The organism is Paeniglutamicibacter sp. ZC-3 (assembly GCF_025847175.2).
Classification (GTDB): Bacteria; Actinomycetota; Actinomycetes; order Actinomycetales; family Micrococcaceae; genus Paeniglutamicibacter; species Paeniglutamicibacter sulfureus.
Map to the genome: position 1 here is coordinate 100412 of NZ_JAOYTG010000009.1, position 22220 is coordinate 122631.

Genomic DNA, 22220 nt, shown 5'->3' on the forward strand with positions numbered 1-22220 from the left:
CCTAGGAGAAGCAGCCGTGTCCCAATCGACTTCGCACGTGCGTGTAGTCCCACCGGCCCTCGCCGCCGATGGCACCCCCCTGGTCCGCCCCCAAGACCTGGCCGACGAGACCGTCGAGCTGGTGCGCCACTGGCTCACGGAGGGCTCGAAAGTCCCGGTTGACGCCTCAGCCGCACAGCTCGCCGGCGTGCTGAAGGACCCCAACGGCCTGGACTTCACTGTCGGCTTCGTCGACGGCGTGATCCGCCCCGAGGACCTGAAGGTCGCGGCCCGCAACCTCAAGTCCCTGGCCCCGAAGGTTCCCTCCTTCCTGCCCTGGTATATGAAGTCCGCGGTCGCCCTCGGCGGCACCATGGCCCCGATCATGCCGGGCATCGTCGTCCCGATCGCCCGCAAGGTGCTGCGCGAGATGGTCGGCCACCTGATCATCGACGCCACCGACGCCAAGCTCGGCGCCTCGATCTCCAAGATCAAGAAGGAAGGCATCGACCTCAACGTCAACCTCCTGGGCGAGGCCATCCTCGGCGAGGGCGAAGCCGCCCGCCGCCTCGAAGGCACCCACAAGCTGCTGGCCCGCGACGATGTCGACTACGTGTCCATCAAGGTTTCCTCCACCGTGGCCCCGCACAACCACTGGGCCTTCGATGAGGCCGTCGAGCACATCATCGAGAAGCTCATCCCGCTCTACCGCCTGGCCGCCACCTCCGCGCCCAAGAAGAAGTTCATCAACCTGGACATGGAGGAGTACAAGGACCTGGACCTGACCATTGCGGTCTTCACCAAGATCCTTGACCGCGAAGAATTCCGCGACCTCGAGGCCGGCATCGTGCTGCAGGCCTACCTGCCCGACGCCCTCTCGGCCATGATCCACCTGCAGGAATGGTCCGCCAAGCGCGTGGGCGTCGGCGGAGCCCCGATCAAGGTCCGCGTCGTGAAGGGCGCCAACCTGCCGATGGAGCAGGTCGAGGCAAACCTGCACGGCTGGCCGGTCGCCACCTGGAACACCAAGCAGGACTCGGACACCTCCTACAAGTCGGTGCTCGACTACGCACTGCGCCCGGGACACGTGGAAAACGTGCGCATCGGCATCGCCGGCCACAACCTCTTCGACGTCGCCCTGGCCTGGCTGCTGGCCCAGGGCCGTTCCGTCACCGCCGGCATCGAGTTCGAGATGCTGCTGGGCATGGCCACCGGCCAGGCCGAGGCAGTGCGCAAGGACGTCGGACGCCTGCTGCTCTACACGCCGGTCGTGCACCCGGGCGAGTTCGACGTGGCCATCGCCTACCTGATCCGCCGCCTCGAAGAGGGCGCCAGCCAGGAAAACTTCATGTCCGCCGTCTTCGAGCTGGACAAGAACGAAGTATTGTTCGAGCGCGAGAAGAACCGCTTCCTGGCCTCCCTGGCCGACCTGGATGACAGCATCCCGGCGCCGCACCGCATCCAGGACCGCAACGTGGTCGACGCCGCCGCCATCGAGGCCAAACTTGCCGGGCTGGCCGACGGCACCCTCGACTTCGAGAACACCCCCGACACCGACCCGGACCTGCCGGGCAACCGTGCCTGGGGCCGGGAGATCGTCAACAAGATGGTCGGCTCGACCCTCGGTGTTGATGCGGTGGCCAAGGCCATGATCCACACCGAGGACGAGCTGAACACTGTCGTCGAGACCGCTGTTTCGGCTTCCGAATCCTGGCAGGCCATGGGCGCCAAGGCCCGCGCCGCCATCCTGCACCGCGCCGGTGCCGCCCTCGAGGCCCGCCGCGCCGACCTCCTTGAGGTCATGGGCTCCGAATGCGGCAAGACCCTTGACCAGGGCGACCCCGAGGTCTCAGAGGCCATCGACTTCGCCCACTACTACGCCCAGCGCGGCCTGGAACTGTACACGATCGACGGCGCCACCTTCGTGCCCTCGAAGCTGACCGTCGTCACCCCGCCGTGGAACTTCCCGGTCGCCATCCCGGCAGGCTCCACCCTGTCGGCGCTGGCCGCCGGCTCCTCGGTCATCATCAAGCCCGCCGGCCAGGCGGCACGCTCCGGCGCGGTCATGGTCGAGGCCCTGTGGGAAGCCGGCGTGCCGCGCGATGTCCTGCAGCTGGTCCAGCTTTCCGAGCGCGACCTGGGCACCGAGCTCGTCTCGCACCCGGCCGTCGACCGCCTGATCCTCACCGGCGGCTACGAGACCGCCCAGCTCTTCCGCTCCTTCCGCAAGGACCTGCCGCTGCTGGCCGAGACCAGCGGCAAGAACGCAGTGATCGTCACCCCGAACGCCGACCTGGACCTGGCGGCCAAGGACGTCGCCGCCTCGGCCTTCGGCCACGCCGGCCAGAAGTGCTCGGCCGCCTCACTGGTGATCCTGGTGGGTTCGGCAGCGGACTCCAAGCGCTTCCACAACCAGCTGATCGATGACATCCGCTCACTGAAGGTCGGCTACCCGCAGGACCCGCAGACCCAGATGGGCCCGGTCATCGAACCGGCACAGGGCAAGCTGCTGCGCGGCCTGACCACCCTGGGCGAGGGCGAGAAGTGGGTGCTCGAGCCCCAGCAGCTCGACGAGTCGGGCAAGCTGTGGAGCCCGGGTGTGCGCTCCGGCGTCAAGCGCGGTTCCGAGTACCACCTGACCGAGTACTTCGGCCCGATCCTCGGCGTGATGACCGCAGAGACCCTCGAAGAGGCCGTCTCCATCGTCAACGACATCGACTACGGACTGACCAGCGGCCTGCACTCGCTGGATCCGGGGGAGATGGCCTACTGGCTGGAGAACATCCAGGCCGGCAACCTCTACATCAACCGCGGCATCACCGGTGCCATCGTGCAGCGCCAGCCCTTCGGCGGCTGGAAGAAGTCGGCCATCGGTGCCGGCACCAAGGCGGGCGGACCGAACTACCTGGTGGGCATGGGCTCCTGGGAAGACGCCCCGGTGGCACAGGCCGGCCAGCTTTCGGCCACCTCGACCGCACTGCTGAACGCCGCGCGCGGAACCGACATCGCCGAGGCCGATCTTTCCTGGCTCGAGGGTGCCTTGGCGTCGGACAACGCCGCCTGGACCACTGAGTTCAACACCGCCAAGGACGTCTCCGGCCTGCACGCCGAGCGCAACGTGTTCCGCTACCGCGCCCTGCCGGTGACCGTGCGCTTCGAGAACGAGACCTCGGGGCACGGCATCGCCGAACTGCTCCGCGTTGTTGCCGCAGGCATCGCCGCCGGATCCCGCGTCACGGTTTCCTCCGCGGTCGAGATTCCCTCGGCAATCCGCACGGTGCTCGCCGAATCCTCTGCCACCGTCGTGGTTGAGGATGCCCAGGCCTTCGGCGCCCGCGCCGCCCGCCTGGCCGCCAAAACCGGCCCGGATTCCGCGGCCCGCATCCGCCTGATCGGCGGCTCGGTCCTGGACGTGGCCGAGGCCACCGGAGGCAAGCCCGATGTCGCCATCTACGGCAACAACGTGGTTTCCGCAGGGCGGGTGGAAATGCTGACCTTCCTGCACGAGCAGGCGGTCTCCATCACCGCGCACCGCTTCGGCACCCCGAACCACTTGAGCGACGCGGTTATCTAGTAACCTAAAGCTCCAACGCAGCAGGCCCGTGGCAGTCCCCTCAAGGGGGAAGTCGCGGGCCTCCTGCGTGCTGCCGGACAATGCTTGACGGCGGTCGTCCCCGGCCGATACATTAACGATTATCGTTGTTATCGCAAATCGTTAAGGATGGGAATTGTGAGCAGAGACCTGGATCCTCCGTTACAAAGACTTGGCCACATCGGAGGACGGACATTCCTGCTGACCGTTTCGGGCGTTGCGACTGTCGCCGGGTTGCTGGCCGTTTTTTACTTGGCCTGGTTCACTGAGGAAACCTTCACGCGGTCATTCTTTTTCGAAGCGTCACTGGTGACGCCACCGAGCGACGTTCCGGACCTACGCGGCGTCTCCGGGGCATCCTTGGCCACGTATGGCACTGCAATCGTTGAGAGCGACGAAGGCCTCTTGGCGCCCCGGCTAGCGCTGGCTGCTGCCCAGGCCTTGTACTTCCTCCTGTTCATTGCCGGCTGCGCGGCCGTCATCCTGATCTGTCGCCGCCTGTGGAAGAACGAACCGTTCACGACGATGGCCCATTGGATGCTGCTTGCTTTGGGGACACTGGCCGGCGTCACTGCATTGATTGCCCCCTGGCTCGAAACGCTCTCGACGCACCTGGCTGTCACCGAGCTTGGATTCCCCGGTTCCGGATCGGATACCCCGGGCGCCTCCGGCGACGGCTATTGGCTGGCGACCTCGGCCGAGTTCAGTTTCCAGGATGCGAACCACTCTTTGCTGGCGCTCGGCGTCGTCTTGATCCTGCTGTCGCTGGTCTTGCGGCGCGGGCGCAGCATGCAACTAGACGCCGCCGGGTTGGTTTAATGGGCCGCAGGAACGACGAAATTGATTTGACGAGCGGAGTCCACTGCCGGCTTGACGAGCTGTTGCGTGACCGCTCCATGACGTTGACCCGTCTGGGCGAGCTGGCCGGAGTAAGCATCGTGAATCTTTCGGTGCTGAAGAATGACCGGGCCAAGGCCATCAGATTCAGCACACTCGTTGCCATCTGCCGGGCACTGGAATGCGAGATTGGCGAGCTGCTGGTACTGGAGAACCAGGTTTTGAAACGAGTCGCCAACGATTGAGGCGTGCGACCCCATCGTGGGATCGCACGCCTCGGGTGTCTCCAGTACAGCCTTCGCTCTAGTCCTCCAGCTTCAGCGCCTTGCGCCAGGACAGCGCCGAACCGGTCTGCATGATGGCCCGGCGGTAGATGCGTTCACCGAGCAGCACCATGGCCCAGGCCGCCGCAATGGCGATAGCCAGCGCGGCAACCGGCTCCCACAGCGGCACATCGCTGCTCAGCAGGCGGATGGGCATGGCCACCGACGAAACCACGGGAATGTATGAGGCGACGACCAGCAGGGAGCCCTTGGCGTACATGCCGGTGAAGAGCACTGCCACCAGCACCATGATGACTGGGCCGGTGGACTGCTGCAGGTCCTCGGTCCGCGATGCCATCGCGCCCAGCGCCGCCCAGACGGCGGCGAGGATCAGGAAGCCGGCCAAGAAGAAGGCCAGGAACCATCCCGAGGTGGCAATGACGACGGAGATGAAAGGGATTTCCGTGGGCATCATGGTCAGTGCCAGCAGGCCGATGCCCACGAACAGGCATAACTGACCCATGGCCAGGATGAGGTTGCCCAGGATCTTGCCTGCGAGCAGTTGGCGGATGGGGATTGCCGTGGCGAGGATTTCAACGACGCGGTTCTGCTTCTCCTCGACCACCGAGTTGGCGATCGGCAATCCGAAGATCATGGCGGACATGTAGAAGAGGAACGAGAAGATGAAGCCCATGACCATGGCCATCGAATTGCGTTCCTGGTCGCCCTCAAGCAGTACTTGGGTCACGGCGGACCCAGCCGTCAACTCATCGAGGGTGACTCCCAGCTGGCCCGCATTGAAGTCCAGTGCCTGGGCTTCGGCAGCGTCGGCGAGCAGTGACTTGATGTTGCCCGGCACGTCGATGAGCCCGGTGAGGCTGTAGCCGTCCGGGGTGGGCGCGAGCACCAGATCCGCGTTCTTGGCGCGCAACGTCTCGAGTGCCGCGTCCCCGGAAGCCACCGGCTGGGCGGTCAACTCGATCTTCTGGTCCTTGGAGATGGCCAGCTCGTTGGCCGAGGCCACAAGAGCCGCGGTCCTGCCGTTTTCGGCGAAGGCAATCGTCGATGTGGTGCTCTTGTCTCCCATGATCCCGGCGAACACTACGGAACCTACGATGAGCGCGACGGTGATCAGCGTGGTGATGATGAACGACTTGTCGCGGACCTTCACCGTGACCTCGCGCAGGGTCACGATCAGCCACGGCGCGCCCCGCTGTTCGGCAACGGAGTCGGCGGCGGAGGCCTCGGAGGGCTTGGTGCGTAGGTCTGTGCTGCTCATCGGATGACCTCCCGGTAGATTTCTGCCAACGAGGGACGTTGCGGGGCGAACTCGGTGACCGCCCCGCGTTCTACGGCGGCGCGCAGGACGCGCTGGGCGGCGGCGTCGTCGGCGAACTCGACCAGGGCACGCGGGCCGGCCACATCCAGGACGCTCACTTCTGGCTGCTCGCGCAGCCACCCGGCATCCGGCGGTGTCACCACAACATGTTTGGCGCTGGCGCGCGCCCGCAGGTCCGCAGCCGTTCCGGAGGCCACGATCCTGCCGCCTGCCAACACCACCAGGTTGTCGCAGAGCTGGTCGATCAAATCCAGCTGGTGGCTGGAGAAGAGGATTGGCACCCCGGTGGCCGCGCGCTCGGCCAGCAGCGAGGTCATGGAATCCACGGCCAGCGGGTCCAGCCCGGAGAACGGCTCGTCCAGGATCAGTGCGGTGGGGTGGTGCATCAACGATGCGGCGACCTGGACGCGTTGCTGGTTCCCCAGCGAGAGGGATTCGAGCTTGTCCTTGGTCCGGTCGGCAATGCCGAAGCGGTCCAGCAGGTCCAAGGCCTCGCTGCGGGCATCGGCGCGACTCATGCCGTGCAGCTGTCCCAGGTATTGGAGCTGGTCCAGCACCTGCTGCTTGGGATAGAGGCCGCGTTCCTCGGGCATGTAGCCAAAGCGCGCCTGGTCGGCATCGGCGATCTGCGTGCCGTTGAAGTACACCGACCCGGAGTGGGACTTCAGCACGCCCATGATGATGCGCATGGTGGTGGTCTTCCCGGCGCCGTTGGCCCCGACGAATCCCGTCATGCCGTTGGCCGGGACGGAGAACGAGACGTCCTCCAGCACCGTCCGGTCCCCGAAACGCCGGGTGAGACCTTCTACCTCTAACATGGTTCTTCATTCCTTCGGTATGCATGGTGCCGGCCCGCGGCGGGCCCGATCCTGTCCTCCAATCTATGCCGCGGCATGGTCGTCAAGGATCCTTCAAAGGAATGAAATTCGGTTCCGGACGTGGGGCAGAACCGGGTTCAGGGCTCCGTCGAAGGGATGAGCCCGGCACGGTAGGCGAAGACCACGGCCTGCACCCGGTCCCGCAGTCCCGCCTTGGCCAGGATGTTGGACAGGTGGGTCTTGACCGTGGCCTCGGAGACGTAGAGTGAGGTTGCGATTTCCGCATTGGACAGGCCGCCGGCCAACTTGACGAGCACTTCGCGTTCCCGCGCTGTCAGCTCGTCCAGGATCCGCTGGTCGTGGGGCTCCGCCGCTCCCGCAGGGACCGGGGTTCGCTTCGACTGAGGTTGTGCCGTCGCGGTGCCCCGCCGGATGATGCGCATCGTGACCTCGGGGGAGAGCAACGCGTTCCCAGCGGCCGCCGCGTGCACGGCACTGATGATGACTTCGGGTTCGGTGTTTTTCAGCAGGAATCCGCTGGCACCGGCGTCGATCGCGGCAAAAAGGTAGTCGTCGCGGTCGAAGGTGGTCAGGACGACGACCTTGGCGTTGGTGCCTGCAGTGATCTGCGCGGTGGCACCGACGCCGTCGAGCTCCGGCATCTGGATGTCCATGAGCACCACGTCGGGCTGCAGCTCCAGCGCCGCGGCCACCGCTGCCCGTCCATCGGCCGCGGTGCCGACCACCTCAAGGTCCGCATCGGTGCCGAGGATCAATTCCAGGGAGGAACGGATCAGCGGCTGGTCGTCGCACACCAGGATGCGGATCCTGCTCATGGGGTTGCTCCTTCGGTGGCCTCGGCCACGGTATTGGTGTTCAGGGACCGAAGCCGTGCGCGGGTCCGCCAGCCGGTGGGGGAACGCGGGCCGATGTCCACCTGCCCATGGTGCAATTCGGCGCGTTCCCTGATGCCGCGCAGGCCAAAGCCGCTGCCGGCCGTCCCGGGCCGCGGGCTGCCGTCGTCGGTGACCTCGACCTCCGCCCATTCGCCGTTCGCGTCGCTGCCGCTGCGCAGGGACAGGACAGCGGTGCGGGCCGTGGAATGCTCGCGCACATTGGCCAGTGATTCGGCGGCGATCCGGTAGAGCGCCAGTCCGAGCCCGGCGCCGGCCTGCTCGAAAAACCCCTCGCGGTGCTCGACCTGGATCAGCTCGACCTTCACCCCGGCGCGGGCCGACTGCTCGGCCAGGACGGGAAGCTCCGCGAGCGAGGGCTCGGGGGAGCGCTGGGCGGAATCCCCGAGATCCGTTTCCCCGTGCCGCAGGACCCGCAGCAGCGAGCGGGTTTCGCCCACCGCCTGTCGGGCAGAATCCTCGATGCCGTGCATCAGCTCCGCGGCACGCCCCGGATCCCGGGGCTGGACCATGCGGGCGGCCGCCGCCTGCACGCCGACCGCCGAGATGTGGTGGGCAACCACGTCATGCAGTTCGCGCGCAATGCGCAGGCGCTCGTCGATGACGGCGCGGCGCGCCAGCTCCACTGCCTGCTCCTCGAGCTTCGCGGCCTGCTCCACGACGATCTCGTGCTGCCAGGCGCTGCGCCAAGACATGAGTCCCAGGAACGTGGCCCCGCCGAAGTAGAACAGGTTGACCAGGAACGAGTAACCGGCATAGGCAATCACCGGGTCAATGAAGCCCGAGGTTTCGATGGCCATGGGCAGGTCCAGCTCCTCGCCGAACACCAGCTTGGCGTTGGTGATCCCAACGACCAGCCAGAGAAACATGGCCAGGATGACCCCGGTCAGCGCGAGGCGCAGGGCGCGCCTGTCCCGCGCCCAGGTGACGGCCGAATAGAGTCCGACGAAGTAGGTGATCTGCGGTGCGAGCTGCATCATGACGGCCGGCATCCAGATCCCGAACCCCAGGAACATTGCCGAAAGCACCAGCATGGAACCAATCGGGAAGCGCCGGCGAAGCGCCAAGGGTGCCGTCAGCGCGCACATGGCCAGATAGCTGGGAATCCGGTCCGGGGCATCCTCGGCCGGGGCAAAGCTGAGCATCATTTCCATGCCGAGCAGCGCGGCGGCCATGACCAGAAGCGTGACCCAGACATCGCGCCGGAGCAGTTCACGGGACGGCAGGGGGCGTTCGAATTCCTCGGGCGGAAAGTCGCCGGGCAGGAAGCGTTGGCGCAAGGCCAGGAATTTCATGGTTCGTCCTCGGGGCACATAGCCGGTCATCATCCCACCCATGAACCTATCGCATGGCGCTTCAGGCGCGGGCTCCCGATGCGGCGTGGCAGCCAAAATCCCTTGTCTGGAGCAGACAAATGCGATTGGGTGGGGCCATGGCCACATTGATCGAAGACTACGCCCTGCTCTCGGACCAGCGCACCGCGGCGTTGGTCTCACTCCGCGGTTCGGTGGACTGGTTGTGTTTTCCCCGATTCGACTCCGGATCGGTCTTCGCCGCCTTGCTGGGCACCAAGGAGAACGGCCGCTGGCTGCTGGCCCCGACCGAGGGCGAGGTTCTCAGCCGCAACTACCTTGACTCCTCCTTTGTCCTGCGGACCCTGTGGGGCAGCAAGACTGGGCAGGTCCTGGTCACCGACTTCATGCCCATGGGCGATGGCGGTTCCAGCATCATGCGCCGCGTGGAGGGGCTTTCGGGGTCCATGAAGTTTGAACACGAGCTGGTCATCAGGTACGACTACGGCCAGGTCCTGCCCTGGGTCCGGCGCAACTTCGACCCGGAGCGCGGCACGGAGTCGCTGGTCGCCGTCGCAGGCCCGCACGCCGCGGTGCTTTACGGCACCCGGCTCCCCAAGCCCAAGCACCATACCCACCGCGACGAATTCGAGGTCCGCGCGGGAGAATTCTACGATTTCGAATTCGCCTGCTACGCGGGCCACGTGGAGATTCCCGCGCCGAACGACATCGGCATGGCCATGACACAGACGGCGCGCCAGTGGCGCGACTGGGCGGCGGACATCCCGCCGCACGGAGACCACGAGGCGCTGGTGCGCCGCTCGCTGCTGGTGCTCAAGGCGCTGACCCACCGCGAGACCGGCGGCATCGTCGCGGCCCCGACGACCTCGCTGCCCGAGTTCTTCGGCGGCGAGCGGAACTGGGACTACCGCTTCTGCTGGCTGCGCGATGCCGCACTGACCCTTCAGGTGATGATGACCCACGGGTACGAGCAGGAGGCCCTGCAATGGCGCGACTGGCTGCTGCGGGCCATCGCCGGTGACCACCACACCGTGCAGGTGATGTACGGGGTCGGCGGGGAGCGCGAACTGCCCGAGCGCATCCTGCAGCACCTGCCCGGCTACGGCGGGGCAAAGCCGGTGCGCACCGGCAATGCGGCGGTGTACCAATACCAGGGCGACGTGGTCGGCGAGGTCATGGTGGCCCTGGATGAATTGCGCACCATGGGCGGGCGCGAGGACCACTTCTCCTGGCCGCTGCAAAAGGCGATGATCGCGGACGTGATCGCCAACCTCGGGCGCAAGGACCACGGCCTGTGGGAGATGCGCGGGGACCCCCAGTACTTCACGCACTCGCGCGTCATGATGTGGGCTGCGCTGGAATCCGGGGTCCGGGCGGTGAGGCACCACGGCCAGACCGGTGACCTGAAGAAGTGGGAGGCCGCACGCGATGCGCTGCGCGCCGAGATCTTGGCGAAGGGATACAACCAGGAACTGAATTCGTTCACGCAGACCTACGACACCACCGAGGTCGATGCCTCCTTGCTGGTCCTCGCGCAAGTCGGGTTCGTCGACTATGCGGATCCCCGGATGCTCGGCACCGTGGCCCGGATCGAAAGCGAACTGCTGGGCCGGCACGGCTTCGTCCGGCGCTACCGGACCGAGGCCGGAACCGACGGCCTGCCACCGGGGGAATACACCTTCATGGTCTGTACCTGCTGGCTCATCGAGCAATACGCGCATTCCGGGCGCCTCGACGACGCCCGGCGGCTTCTGGCGAAGCTCGCCGGGATCGTCAACGACGTGGGTCTGGTGGCCGAGGAATTCGATCCGGACACCGGCCATATGGCCGGAAACTTCCCCCAGGCGCTCTCGCACCTCGGCCTTATCCGTGCCGCCGATGCCATCGAGGAGGCCGCCGGCGCCCGACCGGCCAGGCCGCGCCGCGGCCCGAAGTAGGATCGCGGCGCGGCCTTCCGCTTTTAGCGCTGGGGCAGCGGCAGCGGTTCGGCGATCGGCTGATCCTGGGGATCCATGTCGATGCCGTAGTCCTTGGCGAAGAGGACCCGGGTGCCGGTGTAGACGCCCTCCTGCTTTTCGTCGAGCTCAAAGACACGTGCGCCACGCAGGCTGTGCTCCTCGGCACCGCCGAGGCCATAAGTGCCGAAGCCCGTTCCCGGGCCGTAGCCCAGCTCGATGCCGTAGTAGTCGCCCATGAAGGTGTTGATGTGGTCGTGCCCGCAGTATGCGCCGCGCACGTCGCCGCGTTCCTGCAACGCGGTGAACAGGCCCGAGTTGAACGCCCCGACGTAGACGTCCTCGTTCTTCACGCCCACGATTCCGTGCTTTTTCACGGCCTTGGCGTGGTCCGCGTCGTTGGAGGAGAACTGGGATCCGTACCACATGTGGTGGTGCTCCCACAGGGGGATGTGGAAGAACATCAGCGACTGGACCTTGCCGTGCTGCACTTCGGTGGCGCGGGAGGTCTCGCGGTACCAGTCGATCTGTTCCGGGCGGATCCAGTCGTAGGACTTCAGTCCCTCGAAGTCCTGCCCGCCGATGGTCTCCGGGGCGTAGCGTCCCGAGTCCAGCAGCCAAACGCCGAAGGCCGGCTTGCTGCTGCGCGAGGAGGCGATCAGCAGCTGGGAGTTCGAGGAACCGAAGGTGCTGTCTTCCTTGGTGTTGACGTTGTGGTCGTAGCCGCGGATGAAGTCAAGGATCTTGGCCTCGGTCATCTTCGTGCCCTTGGACAGGGAATCCTCGTCGTGGTTGCCGAAGGTCAGCGCCCACGGGATCTTCCGTGATTCCATGGGCATCACGACGTTGTTGATGGCCTGCTTGACCTCCGTCGCGTTGGCGGGGGAGCCGTTGATGACATCCCCGTTGATGACCACGAAGCCCGGCTTCTCGGAGTCCAGCACGGCGTCCATGAGTTCAAGGGTGCGACGATCGGTCCGCGGACCGTCCTGGGTGTCGTTGAACTGGACGATCTTGAACTTGCCGTCCTGGCCGAACTTCATTTTCGCGCTCGCCGGGGAGCCCTGCTTCTTGGGAGAGGCTGCCATGGCCGGACGGGATCCGACGGCAAGGATGCCGGAGACAGCGGCGGCGGTACCGCCGAGAAGGACGCCACGGCGGGGGACGGACGAAGGGGTTTTCATGCTGTGCCTTTCAAACGGGTAACAACCAGAGGGGATTGTCGAACGCGAGGGCTCGAGGTCGTGTACTAGACCTTAGAAAGGATGGGTGTCCGGAAGGTTAAGCATTGGTGGCCCCCGGGTGCCCGCCACGTGGCCACAAGGGCGGATGCGCCGAATCGAGTGCATCACCTGCCCGTACCTGTAGGCGGTGTGTGCCGGCCGCGGGGCGGCCGGCACACAATCACAGGTCGATGGCGGGTGACGCGTCCGTCTGTTGGGGAGCGTCAAACCGGTCGAGGGGATGCTCGATCTCGTCCCGGTACATTCGTCCGGCGAACCAGGCAATGATCCCGATCACCGGGGATGCCACGCCCGCCACCACGAAGATCATCCACAGGGGAATGACTTCGGCCAGCGGTCCGGCCAACGCCATCGACACCGGCATGAGTGCCAGCGAGACGAAGAAGTCCAGCGAGGAGATCCTGCCCAGCATGTGGTGCGGGACCCGGCGCTGCAACAGCGTGCCCCAGATGACCTGTCCGAGTCCGCCGGTGATGCCCGGGATGACCATGATGATGGCCAGTGCCAGCGGTGTGCTGGTCAGCCCGATCAGCGCCAGCGGCAGCGTGCCGAATCCCCAAAACATGATCATGAAGGTGAGGTAGCGCCGCGGCAGCGGGAAGGAGGAGGTCACCATGGAGCCGATGGCACTGCCGATGCCGTAGGCGGCGAGCATGAACCCGAAGGTTTTGGCGTCCCCGCCCAGCTGGTCCTCCACGACGAAGGGCAGCAGCACCTCGATGGGGCCGATGAAGCTGAGCACCGAGATGACGGCGAAGAGCAGGGTCCAGAGCAACCAGGGGGTGCCCACGGTGTACCCGACGGCCTCGCGCAGGTCGGCCAGGGCGCTTGGGCGCTTCTGGTTGGGTTTAAGGTGCGCGTCGTAGGCCTTGTGGTGTCCCAGCATGTTCAGGACCAGGAACGCGACAACGTGGCAGGCTGCTATCCCGACAACCGCCATTGACGGATTGAATGAGGCAACCAGCACACCGGCAATGGCGGGACCCGCTGCCTGCTGCAGGACCGGACGGAACATTCCCTCCATGCCGTTCGCCGCCAGCAGGTCGTCGGCCGGCAGGATGCGGGGCAGCAGTGCGGAATATGCGGGGAAGAAGAACGCTGCACCGGCACCCTGGATGAAACCGGCCACGGCAAGGTGCCAGAGCTCCATGGCCCCGGTGAGGGCGAGCGTGGCCACGGTGGCCATCACGAATAGCGAGACGGCCTCGACGAGAATGATGATCTTTCGGCAGCTAACCCGGTCGGCGGTAATGCCGCCAACAAGCACGAAGCCCAGCAGGCCCAGGGACGTTGCGGTGGCCACCACTGAAAGCTGGGCCGGCCCTCCACCCAGGTGCTTGACCTGATAGACCATCGCCACCGCCCACATGCCATGGGCAAAGACGCTGATGGCCATCGCGATCAGGAGGATGCGATAGTCGCGATGGGCGAAGGGTCGTAGCGCGCGCGGGGCCATGGTGGGGGTCCTGAAGATGGGTGTGCGGGGTCAAAGCACGGTGGTGCCCATGACCAATTTTGCGGCCCCCCATTGATGAATGTCAATCACTGTCCGTGTGAGGTGGATGACAGTCAAGTTACTGATGAGTAGTATGGGGTTCATGCATGCACTCTTTCGCCTCCTGATCGTGCTGGCCACGGCACGTAAACGCCCCAAGGTTTCGATGTTCGATACCTCTTCCATGTCGATGCGCGCCCTGCTCACCGACATCGACATTGCCGGGCACATCAACAATGGGATGTACTTTTCCCTCTTCGATTTGGGCCGCTTCGACCTGATGGTCCGTGCCGGGGTGTGGGACATCATGAAGAAGAACAAGTGGAGTCCCGTGGTCCAGTCCGAGACCATCACCTTCCGCAAGTCAGTGGTCTTCAACCAGAAGTTCACGCAGGAAACCCGCATCCTGGGCATGGACGACAAGTGCATCTACTTCGAGCAGCGCATGGTCGCCAACGGGGAAATCTACGTGCAGGCGGTCATGGCCACGCGACTGCTTTCGAAGAACGGCCCGGTGGGCAACGAGGAGATCCTCGCCAAGGCCGGCCTCAGGATGCCCGAGGATTTGGTGCTGCCTGAGTGGGTCGCGCGCTGGCGCGAGGACACCGCATTGCCCGGTGCGCGCAGGCCCGCACCGCATCTTTGGGTCTGACGCCGGTACATGTGGCAACCTCGCCGAGGTCTTATCGCTTCGCGGTATGGGTCACCAGCGCCTCGGCGGCATTCACGACCTGCTGCGCGTGCATTTTCGCAATGAAGTCCAGCGGCCGGTCGTCGTCCAGCAAGGGGTTGGCGGCTTGCAGCCAAGCGACAGCGGCCTGCGGGTCTTCCATGCTCTGCAAGGTCAGCCACACGCGGTAGCCCAGGCGCAGCCGTTGTTCCGTCACTGCATCCAGCTCGGTGCCCTCTGGATGTGCCCAGCGGTGCGGGGCCGTGCGGTCGGTGGTTCCGGAGATCATCTGCACCTGGGGTGCCCCGATGGCATCGACGAGGGTGCGGACGAGATCGTGGATGTCTGACCGTGTTGCTTCCACATACACGGCGCTGTGGTTCAACGCTTTCATGCTTCCAGCATCACCCCGACGCGCCCGGAAATCCATGCCCGGCGGCACACCAAAACCCGCCACGGAGAGCGGTGGTCCGCGGATGCCGCGGTCCCGGGCGGATGGGCGTCCTATGCGCGGAGACGGGTTCGGTGGTGGAATGTAACCATGAACCTCATTCCACCGCCGCTGGCCGTGACCGGGTCCACCGGGGAGCTCGGCGGCAGGGTCGCCGCACTGCTCAGTGCCGCCGGGGTCAAGCAGCGCCTGCTGGCCAGGACGCCGCGCAAGGCGCCGCCGCTTGACGGTGCCACCGTGCTGCAGGCCGCCTACGAAAACACGTCAGGCACGCGCACGGCACTGGCGGGGGCCGAGACGGTGTTCATGGTCTCCGCGTCCGAAAGCCGTGACCGCTTGGAGCAACATTGCGACTTCGTCGATGCGGCGGTTGCAGCCGGGGTGCACCACCTCATCTACGTTTCATTTATCGGCGCCGCCCAGGACGCGGTGTTCACCCTGGCCCGCGACCACTACGCCACCGAAGAATACATTCGGGCCTCGGGACTCCAGTACACGTTCCTGCGCGACAACTTCTACGCCGATTTCCTGCCTGACCTGGTGGGGGCGGACGGGGTTATCCGCGGGCCGGGCGGCGACGGCAAGGCCGCCGTGGTTGCCCGGGCCGACGTGGCGCGCACGGCAGCGGCGATCCTGCGCGAACCGGGCAGGCATCTTGGGGCGACCTACGAGCTAACCGGCCCCGAGGCGCTGTCACTGGCTGAAGTCGCACAGATCCTGAGCAACGTTGGCCCGCGGCAGGTCTCCTACGTGGACGAGACGGTCCAGGAGGCCTATGCCTCGCGGGCCTCCTATGGGGCTCCGCAGTGGCAACTCGACGCCTGGGTCTCCACCTACCGGGCGATCGCCGCCGGCGCACTTGAAAACGTCAGCGGTGACATTGAGCGGATCACCGGGCAGCCGCCGATGTCGCTGGCTCAGTTGCTGCGCTCCTAGCTGCGCGACCCCGTCCAGCTGGCGTGCACCAATGTGAGTGTAAATCGAACGGCACTCGGTCTCCTTTGCTGCCCGGCCTGGGCCTGGGAGGGCTTGTTGTGGCTGCCATGATGTCGTGTCCGTTGCGGTGATCGAATCTTTTTCCTAGTGTTTGAAGCCTCGGCTTCAAACTGTAGGTGGTATCTTCTATGATTGGGGTATGGCAGCGACGTCATCGAGCAGCGGTTCCGGCAGCATCCTGGATGTTGTCGACGAGGAACTGTCCTACGGGGCGCTTTTGGGTCGCGGGTTGGACATGGGTGTCCTGATGGCCGAATATCTCGTGCGTACCGGGCCCGACGGGGTGCGGGCCATGGCGCGGGCGGTGAACCTGGCCACGGCACAGGACGATGGCTTCGAATTGGTGGAAACCCTCGGTGCCTACGAGCACCTGAAGTCGGCGGTCGGCGCCAAGCAATCGGAGTTGGCGTGCACCCTGGGGGACGTTGTCGCCGCCGACCGGATCGGGCGAGGGGTGCGGGTCAAGAACCCGCAGTGGGGCGTGGGCGCGGAGGTGGGCCTGGCCCTGCACGCGTCCCAGCGTTCGGGGACGAGGTTCCTGAATCGCGCCCGCATCCTCACCGAGGACCTGCCCTGCACCCGTCAGGGGCTGCGGGAGGGGACCATCAACTCGGAGGAAGCCAAGCTCATCGTGCGAGAGGTGCGGCGCCTGAAGCCGGTGAACCGCCGGGACATCGACCGGATGCTTTTTTGCGAGACCCACACCTGCTTCGGGCAGGGAGGTGCCAAGTTGCGGGAGATGATCCGCCAATGGGCGCTGATCCTTGAGCCGGAAGCCGAGGTGGACCTGGAGGAGCGTGCGATGAGGGAACGGCACGTGGAGGTGTTCCAGGTCGATCCGTGCCGGGTGAGGATCACCGGGATGTTCCCCTTGGAGTACGGGGCGGCCCTGTGCCAGGTCATGGCGCGTGAAATCGGCCGTGCCCAGGCTGCCGGGGACCCCCGGACCCAGGGGCAGATTGCCGCCGACTTCTTTTTCGAATCCCTCACCGGGATCGGCGACCACACCAACATCCCCGTGGAGGTGAGCCTGGTGATGACCGACAGGACCCTGTACCAGGGCCACCCCGAACCGGCCGTGATCCCCGGCTACGGATACATCAGTGCCGCCAGGGCCCGCGAACTGTTCGCCGGGAACCCGGATAACCCCCTGGACTCCTGGGTCCGGCGCCTCTACACCGCCCCGGGCACCGGGGACCTGATTGCCATGGACTCCAAGGCACGGCTGTTCAGCGGCGGACTCAAGCGCTTCATCACCCTGCGGGACCGGTACTGCCGCACCCCGTACTGCAACGGGAAAATCGAGCACCTGGACCACGTGGTGCAGGTGTCCCGCGGCGGACCAAGCACCGCGGAAAATGCGGGCGGACGATGTCGCCTCTGCAACGCCGCCAAGGAAGCCCCCGACTGGGAAGAACACACCGTCCCGGGGGACAGGCACACCATCCGCATCACCACCTCCAGCGGACACCCCTACACCTCAACCGCACCACCACTGCCCGGCACCCGCCAATACAACGTACGACCGATCAACCCGGCGGACCGGCCACCCAGGCGCGAGTGAGCGCTTGTACGTCCGGTGAGTGAATCAACGTGCTCAACGGCCGCAACAAGATGGTTAGGGTACGAGGGACGAATCCGCTTCAGCATCCTGCACGTTTCCGGCAGCGGAAACAAATTCACCGCGCACCACGCGCAGGAGCACCTCGGCCAGCAGGTCCACCCCGGCGAGCATGTCCGCATCTTTCGTCAGCTCGCGTTCGTTGTGGCTGATGCCCTCGACGCTGGGAATGAAAAGCATGATGGTTGGGACCATGTCCTTCATGTTCGTCGAATCGTGGCCGGCAAGGGTGCGCACCACACCGTGGCGCAGGCCCAACGAATCTGCCGCCTGGGCCGCAAGCTCCAACCCGGCCCGGTCGTAGGCCTTGGCCCCCCACACATGTTCGGCGCCACGCTCGATCCGCACGTTGGCCATCTTCTCAATCCGTGCCACGCGGGCGTGCAGGTCCGCATCCGCGGCGGCCAGCACGTCGGGGTCGGTGGAGCGCACATCCACCAGCAAGTTCACGCGGCTGGCAACCACCACCGGGGAGTTCGGGAAGACGTTGAACTCGCCGCAAGAGGTGATCACCATGTGCTCCTCGGTGGAGTGTTCCAGCGCGATCTCGCGTGCGGCAACCACCAGCGCGGAGGCACCCAGCAGTGCGTCCTGGCGGTCGGCGATGACAGTGGCGCCGGTGTGCGCCTGGTCGCCGTGCACCACGAACTCGTACTTGTTCGCGCCCCAGGTCGATTCGACCAGCCCGATGGTCAGGTCCCTGTCTTCCAATGAGCGTCCCTGCTCGATGTGGATCTCCACATAGGCGGCCACCGGCAACTCGAAGTCCCCGATGGTCCCGATGGCCTCCAGCGCCTCGCGAACCGTGACTCCGTCGGGGTCGGTGGTCTCCAGCACCTGGGCGGCGTCGAGCTTGCCGGTGTAGACGGAGCTGCCCATCATCGAGGGCTTGAACCGGCAACCCTCTTCGTTGAACCAATTGACCACCACGATGTTGAACTTCGCTTCGCCCCCGGCACCGGCCAGGGACTCCTGGACACGCTTGGCCGCATGCGCCCCGGCCAGCACACCGTAGGCGCCGTCGAAGCGGCCGCCCAGCGGCTGGGAATCAAGGTGCGAGCCCACGGCGATCCAGGGAGCGCCGGGAGCCAGCTCAAGCATCGAGTACTGGTTGCCGACCGCGTCGTAACGCACGGTGAAGCCGTGCCCCTCCACCAATCCGCGGAACCAGTTGCGGTTCTGCCCATCGGCAACGGTGGCCGCTTGGCGGTCAACTCCGCCGCCGGCGGTCGCACCATGGGTGCTCATCGAGGTGAAATCGGCCAGGAATGCGCTGTTGTTCGACGTCATGGTGTCTCCTGCAATGTGGTTGTTCGGGGAAGGGGGTGATGGTGGTTCAGGCGGTGGCCAGCGCGTCGTTATCGGCACGCGCGTGGCTTTGCCTGCCGCCGACGAAGGTGCCCATGACCTGGAGGTCAGCAATGTTCCGGGCCAGCAACGGGGACTCCGAGAGCACCACGAAATCGGCGAGCTTGCCCCGGGCCAGGGACCCGCGGTCGGCGAACAGACCGGTGGCCTTGGCGGCATTGACGGTGTACAGACGCAGCGCCTCGAGCGGGCTCAGGCATTCCGCCGCACCGCCGAGCACCAGGCCCTTTTCGGTCAAGCGGTCCACGGCGGAGGCCATGGCGCGGCGCACGTTGTTGTCGGCCACCGGCAAGTCCGAGCTGCCTGCCACCAGGACCCCGGCATCCAGCAGCGACTGGCCCCGGTAGAGCCAGCCCTGGCGCTCGGGACCGACGAGCTTGGCGAACTGATCGCCCAGCGGGCCGATGAAGGAGGCCTGCGGGGTCACCGCGATGCCGTGCCTGGCCACCGCCTCCACCTGGTCCGGGCGGGCGATGCCGAAGTGCTCGATGCGGTTGGGCAGCGCGTTGGGGCCGTGCTTTTCCTGCAGCCCGGAGATGATCTCGATGGCCAGGTCGATGGCCGCGTCGCCGATGGCATGCAGCGCCACGGGCCAGCCGGAGCGGTAGGCAGCCGCCACACGTTCCCGGTATGCCTGGGGGTCATCGAGCAGGTAGCCGGTGTTGTGCTGGTGCCCGCAATAGTCCTCCGTCACCGCGGCGGTGGCGCCCAGGAGCGATCCGTCCATGAACACCTTGACCGGGCCCAGCGAAAGGCGCTCGTTGCCGAACCCCGCCGTGATGCCCAGGTCCAGCCCCATCCCGGTCCCGGTGCCGTGGGCGTCGGCGGCGTGCGATTCCTGCCCGCGCAGGGCGTCTAGCGCCGGCATCAGCTGGGCACGGGCATGGAGCTTCCCGGCGGCCAGCGCCTGCTGGTAGGCGGTGACTTCGATGGGGGAGTGGCCGATCCAGCCGCCGCCGATGCCTGCCTCGGTGAAGGAAGTGATGCCCTCGGCGGCGTAGCGGGCGGTCGCGGCATCCAAGGCACCGACGATCTGCTCCACCGAGTAGGGCAGCAGCATCTTCTGGATGATCCCCTGGGCCGATTCCTCGACCAGCCCGGTGGGGGAGCCTTGCGCATCGCGCATCACGGCGCCGCCCACGGGATCGGCGAAGCCCGGCTCCAGCGCCCCGGCCAGTTTCAGTGTGGCGGTGTTGGTGATCGAGGCGTGCCCGGAGACGTGGCGCAGGTACAGCGGGCGGTCCCCGGTGATCGCGTCGAGCCGATTGATGTCGGGGAACTGCCCGTCGTGGTTCTTGTGGTTGAAGCCGGTGCCGTTGAGCCAGACGCCCGGGGTGGCGGCAAGCCGGTGCATTTCGGATTCGAGCAGGGCATAGAGTTCCTCCAGCCCGCGTGCCGGCGACAGGTCAAGGGCCGCGAGCCCCAGCCCCCACCAGGTGGTGTGGCAGTGCGCGTCGATGAATCCGGGGGTGATGGTCGCTTCGCCAAAGTCCTCGGTGCGATCCGCGGTGCATCCGGCCAGTTCCTCGTCGAAGCCCACGATGCGCCCGCCGATGATCCCCATTTCGCGTGCCGTCGGGCGGTCCTCGTCCATGGTCAGGATGGTGTCGGCGCGCACCAGCAGATCGAGTCTCATGCGTTGGCCTCCGCGCGGTGCGCCACGGTGCCCGGGCCCATGGTGGAGGGGTCGGTCTTGAGGTGCAGCACCGCCGGCAGCCCGCTGGCCAGGGCCCGCTCGAGGGCCGGGGCGAAGTCGGCGGTGCTTTCCACAAACTCCCCGTGCCCGCCGAAGGACTGAATCCACTGGGCGAAGTTCGGGTTCTCCATCGCGGTGCCCGAGGGACGCTGCGGGTAGTGCTGCTGCTGGTGGGCCACGATGGTGCCGAAGATGCCGTTGTCCACCACGATAATGAGCGGGGTACCGCCATGGGCAAAGGAAACGGCCAGTTCCTGGGCGTTCATGAAGAAGTCCCCGTCCCCGCAGATTGCCACGACGAGGCGCCCCGGGTGCATGATGCTTGCCGCCACGGCCGCCGGGACCGAAAGCCCCATCGCGCCGTTGCGCGGACCCACCAGGGACCTCGGTCCGTGGTGGGAGAGGTAGCGGTGGCCCCACAGGGTGGCGTTGCCGGCACCGTAGGTAATGATCCGGTCGGCATCCAGTGCCGCTTCCAGGGCCTCGAACGCGACGCCGAGGTCAACGCCGGTGCCGCCGTCGGGTCCGGGACGGGTGAAGGCCAGCTGTTCGGTCCGAAGTCCCTCCATCCACTGGGCTCCGCGCGTTCCGCTCAGGGAGTAGCCCGCGGGCAGCGCGGCGACGAACTCGGCGGGGGACACTCCCAAGTGGGCGTCGATCCGTCCGGCGTGGCCGATGAGCTCCGCGTCGTTGGAGACCACGATGGTCGGGGTGTCCAGAGCCGACTTGTAGCCCTCGGAGAGCACATCGGAGCGGGTGCAGCCGATGAAGACCAGCAGGTCGGCATCGTTCAGCGCGGCGACGGTGCGCTCGGCCCGGCCGTAGCCCAGCCAGCCGGCGTAGGCGGGGGAGTCGTGGTCGATGGCGTCGTAGGCGCGCCAGTCGGCGAGCACCGGGACATGGGCGGCTACGGCGAAGTCGGCCAACGCGCCCGAGGTGTCGGCGTCCCAGCCGTCCCCGCCAACGATGATGGCGGGGCGCTGCGCGGCAGACAGCATCGTGGCCAGCGTCCGCAGGCCGGCGGCGCCCGGCGCGGCCTCCGGCAACGGGTGGACGGCGGGAACGGGGGAGTCTGTCATGCGGACCAGCACGTCCTCGGGCAGTCCCACCACCACGGGTCCCGGGCGGCCGGTGGTGGCCAGGCGCAGCGCGCGGGCCACCAGGTCCCCGGCCTGGTGCTCGTCATCGAGTACAAAAACTCCCTTGGCGGTGGTGGAGAACCAGCCCTCCAGGCTGAACTCCTGGAAAGAGTCGCGGCCGCGGTCGGCCAGCGGGATCAGCCCGACGAAGAGCACCATGGCAGTGGCATCCTGCCAGGCGGTGTGGATGGCGATCATGGCGTTGGCGGCCCCGGGGCCGCGGGTGACCATGGCAATGCCCGGCACCGACCCGAGGCGACCTTCGGCCAGGGCCATGAATCCTGCACCGCCCTCGTGGCGGGTCACCACGGTGTGGATCCCGGCGTCGTGCAGGCCGTCGAGGACATCGAGGTAGCTTTCCCCCGGTACTGCATAGACGCGGGAGACACCGTGTGCCTCGAGGGTCTTGACGATGAGGTGTCCGGCTGAGGTGCTCATGGGCTGTGGTGGTCCTTTGTGGTGGAGCGTGGTGAAGATGGAGGATGCTTCCGTGGTCCCCGCACAAGGTGCGGGGACCACGGAAGGGGGGG

The 22220-nt window shown here is 66.4% G+C and carries 17 protein-coding genes; 7 read left to right on the plus strand and 10 right to left on the minus strand.

What is annotated here, in order from left to right; translation table 11 throughout:
• The first annotated feature begins 16 nt into the window (after nt 1–16).
• The 3 genes from OIU93_RS11415 to OIU93_RS11425 all read left to right on the plus strand — a co-directional run bounded on the left by OIU93_RS11415 (nt 17) and on the right by OIU93_RS11425 (nt 4653).
• Complete coding sequence (locus OIU93_RS11415) at nt 17–3553, plus strand: proline dehydrogenase family protein (RefSeq protein WP_372342913.1); 3537 nt, start codon at nt 17–19, stop codon at nt 3551–3553.
• 156 nt (nt 3554–3709) lie between these two features.
• Nucleotides 3710–4390: a hypothetical protein gene (locus OIU93_RS11420; protein WP_264270202.1), complete on the plus strand. Its 681-nt coding sequence runs from the start codon at nt 3710–3712 to the stop codon at nt 4388–4390.
• Nucleotides 4390–4653, plus strand: a complete 264-nt coding sequence (locus tag OIU93_RS11425; RefSeq protein ID WP_264270203.1) for a helix-turn-helix transcriptional regulator — start codon at nt 4390–4392, stop codon at nt 4651–4653. The genes OIU93_RS11420 and OIU93_RS11425 overlap by 1 nt, the downstream gene beginning before the upstream one ends.
• A gap of 58 nt (nt 4654–4711) precedes the next feature.
• Here OIU93_RS11425 and OIU93_RS11430 read toward each other — a convergent pair whose 3' ends face one another.
• The 4 genes from OIU93_RS11430 to OIU93_RS11445 all read right to left on the minus strand — a co-directional run bounded on the left by OIU93_RS11430 (nt 4712) and on the right by OIU93_RS11445 (nt 9037).
• On the minus strand, nt 4712–5950 hold the full coding sequence (locus tag OIU93_RS11430; protein WP_264270204.1) for an ABC transporter permease: 1239 nt from the start codon (nt 5948–5950) through the stop codon (nt 4712–4714).
• Nucleotides 5947–6828: an ABC transporter ATP-binding protein gene (locus OIU93_RS11435; RefSeq protein ID WP_264270205.1), complete on the minus strand. Its 882-nt coding sequence runs from the start codon at nt 6826–6828 to the stop codon at nt 5947–5949. Before OIU93_RS11435 ends, OIU93_RS11430 begins: the two co-directional genes overlap by 4 nt.
• 137 nt (nt 6829–6965) lie before the next feature.
• Nucleotides 6966–7664 (minus strand): response regulator transcription factor, encoded by a 699-nt coding sequence (locus OIU93_RS11440; RefSeq protein ID WP_264270206.1) that lies wholly within the window; start codon nt 7662–7664, stop codon nt 6966–6968.
• Nucleotides 7661–9037 (minus strand): histidine kinase, encoded by a 1377-nt coding sequence (locus OIU93_RS11445; RefSeq protein ID WP_264270207.1) that lies wholly within the window; start codon nt 9035–9037, stop codon nt 7661–7663. The genes OIU93_RS11440 and OIU93_RS11445 overlap by 4 nt, the downstream gene beginning before the upstream one ends.
• 119 nt (nt 9038–9156) lie before the next feature.
• On the opposite strand from OIU93_RS11445, the gene OIU93_RS11450 reads away from it, so the two are divergent.
• Nucleotides 9157–10992: a glycoside hydrolase family 15 protein gene (locus tag OIU93_RS11450; RefSeq protein WP_264270208.1), complete on the plus strand. Its 1836-nt coding sequence runs from the start codon at nt 9157–9159 to the stop codon at nt 10990–10992.
• A gap of 23 nt (nt 10993–11015) precedes the next feature.
• Here OIU93_RS11450 and OIU93_RS11455 read toward each other — a convergent pair whose 3' ends face one another.
• Nucleotides 11016–12194, minus strand: coding sequence for a metallophosphoesterase family protein (locus OIU93_RS11455; RefSeq protein WP_264270209.1), 1179 nt, complete (start codon nt 12192–12194; stop codon nt 11016–11018).
• A 220-nt stretch (nt 12195–12414) separates the two neighbouring features.
• Nucleotides 12415–13710 carry an MFS transporter gene (locus OIU93_RS11460; protein ID WP_264270210.1) on the minus strand — a complete coding sequence of 432 codons (1296 nt, stop codon included), beginning with the start codon at nt 13708–13710 and terminating at the stop codon, nt 12415–12417.
• A gap of 142 nt (nt 13711–13852) precedes the next feature.
• On the opposite strand from OIU93_RS11460, the gene OIU93_RS11465 reads away from it, so the two are divergent.
• Nucleotides 13853–14401 carry an acyl-CoA thioesterase gene (locus OIU93_RS11465; RefSeq protein ID WP_264270211.1) on the plus strand — a complete coding sequence of 183 codons (549 nt, stop codon included), beginning with the start codon at nt 13853–13855 and terminating at the stop codon, nt 14399–14401.
• Between the two features lie 31 nt (nt 14402–14432).
• Here OIU93_RS11465 and OIU93_RS11470 read toward each other — a convergent pair whose 3' ends face one another.
• Nucleotides 14433–14813, minus strand: a complete 381-nt coding sequence (locus OIU93_RS11470) for an MbcA/ParS/Xre antitoxin family protein (RefSeq protein WP_264270212.1) — start codon at nt 14811–14813, stop codon at nt 14433–14435.
• Between the two features lie 147 nt (nt 14814–14960).
• Between OIU93_RS11470 and OIU93_RS11475 the strand changes: the two genes are divergently transcribed.
• The gene (locus tag OIU93_RS11475; RefSeq protein ID WP_264270213.1) at nt 14961–15806 is read left to right on the plus strand and encodes an SDR family oxidoreductase; all 846 of its coding nucleotides are present in this window, start codon (nt 14961–14963) and stop codon (nt 15804–15806) included.
• A 199-nt stretch (nt 15807–16005) separates the two neighbouring features.
• Nucleotides 16006–17430 carry a 13E12 repeat family protein gene (locus OIU93_RS11480; protein WP_264270214.1) on the plus strand — a complete coding sequence of 475 codons (1425 nt, stop codon included), beginning with the start codon at nt 16006–16008 and terminating at the stop codon, nt 17428–17430.
• Between the two features lie 54 nt (nt 17431–17484).
• On the opposite strand, the gene OIU93_RS11485 is transcribed toward OIU93_RS11480, so the two are convergent.
• The 3 genes from OIU93_RS11485 to OIU93_RS11495 are packed head-to-tail and all read right to left on the minus strand — an operon-like array spanning nt 17485 to nt 22128.
• On the minus strand, nt 17485–18777 hold the full coding sequence (locus OIU93_RS11485) for a M20 family metallo-hydrolase (RefSeq protein WP_264270215.1): 1293 nt from the start codon (nt 18775–18777) through the stop codon (nt 17485–17487).
• A 46-nt stretch (nt 18778–18823) separates the two neighbouring features.
• Entirely contained in the window at nt 18824–20491 is a 1668-nt protein-coding gene (locus OIU93_RS11490; protein ID WP_264270216.1) for an amidohydrolase, read from the minus strand.
• The gene (locus OIU93_RS11495; RefSeq protein ID WP_264270217.1) at nt 20488–22128 is read right to left on the minus strand and encodes a thiamine pyrophosphate-dependent enzyme; all 1641 of its coding nucleotides are present in this window, start codon (nt 22126–22128) and stop codon (nt 20488–20490) included. Before OIU93_RS11495 ends, OIU93_RS11490 begins: the two co-directional genes overlap by 4 nt.
• Between the last annotated feature and the right edge of the window lie 92 nt (nt 22129–22220).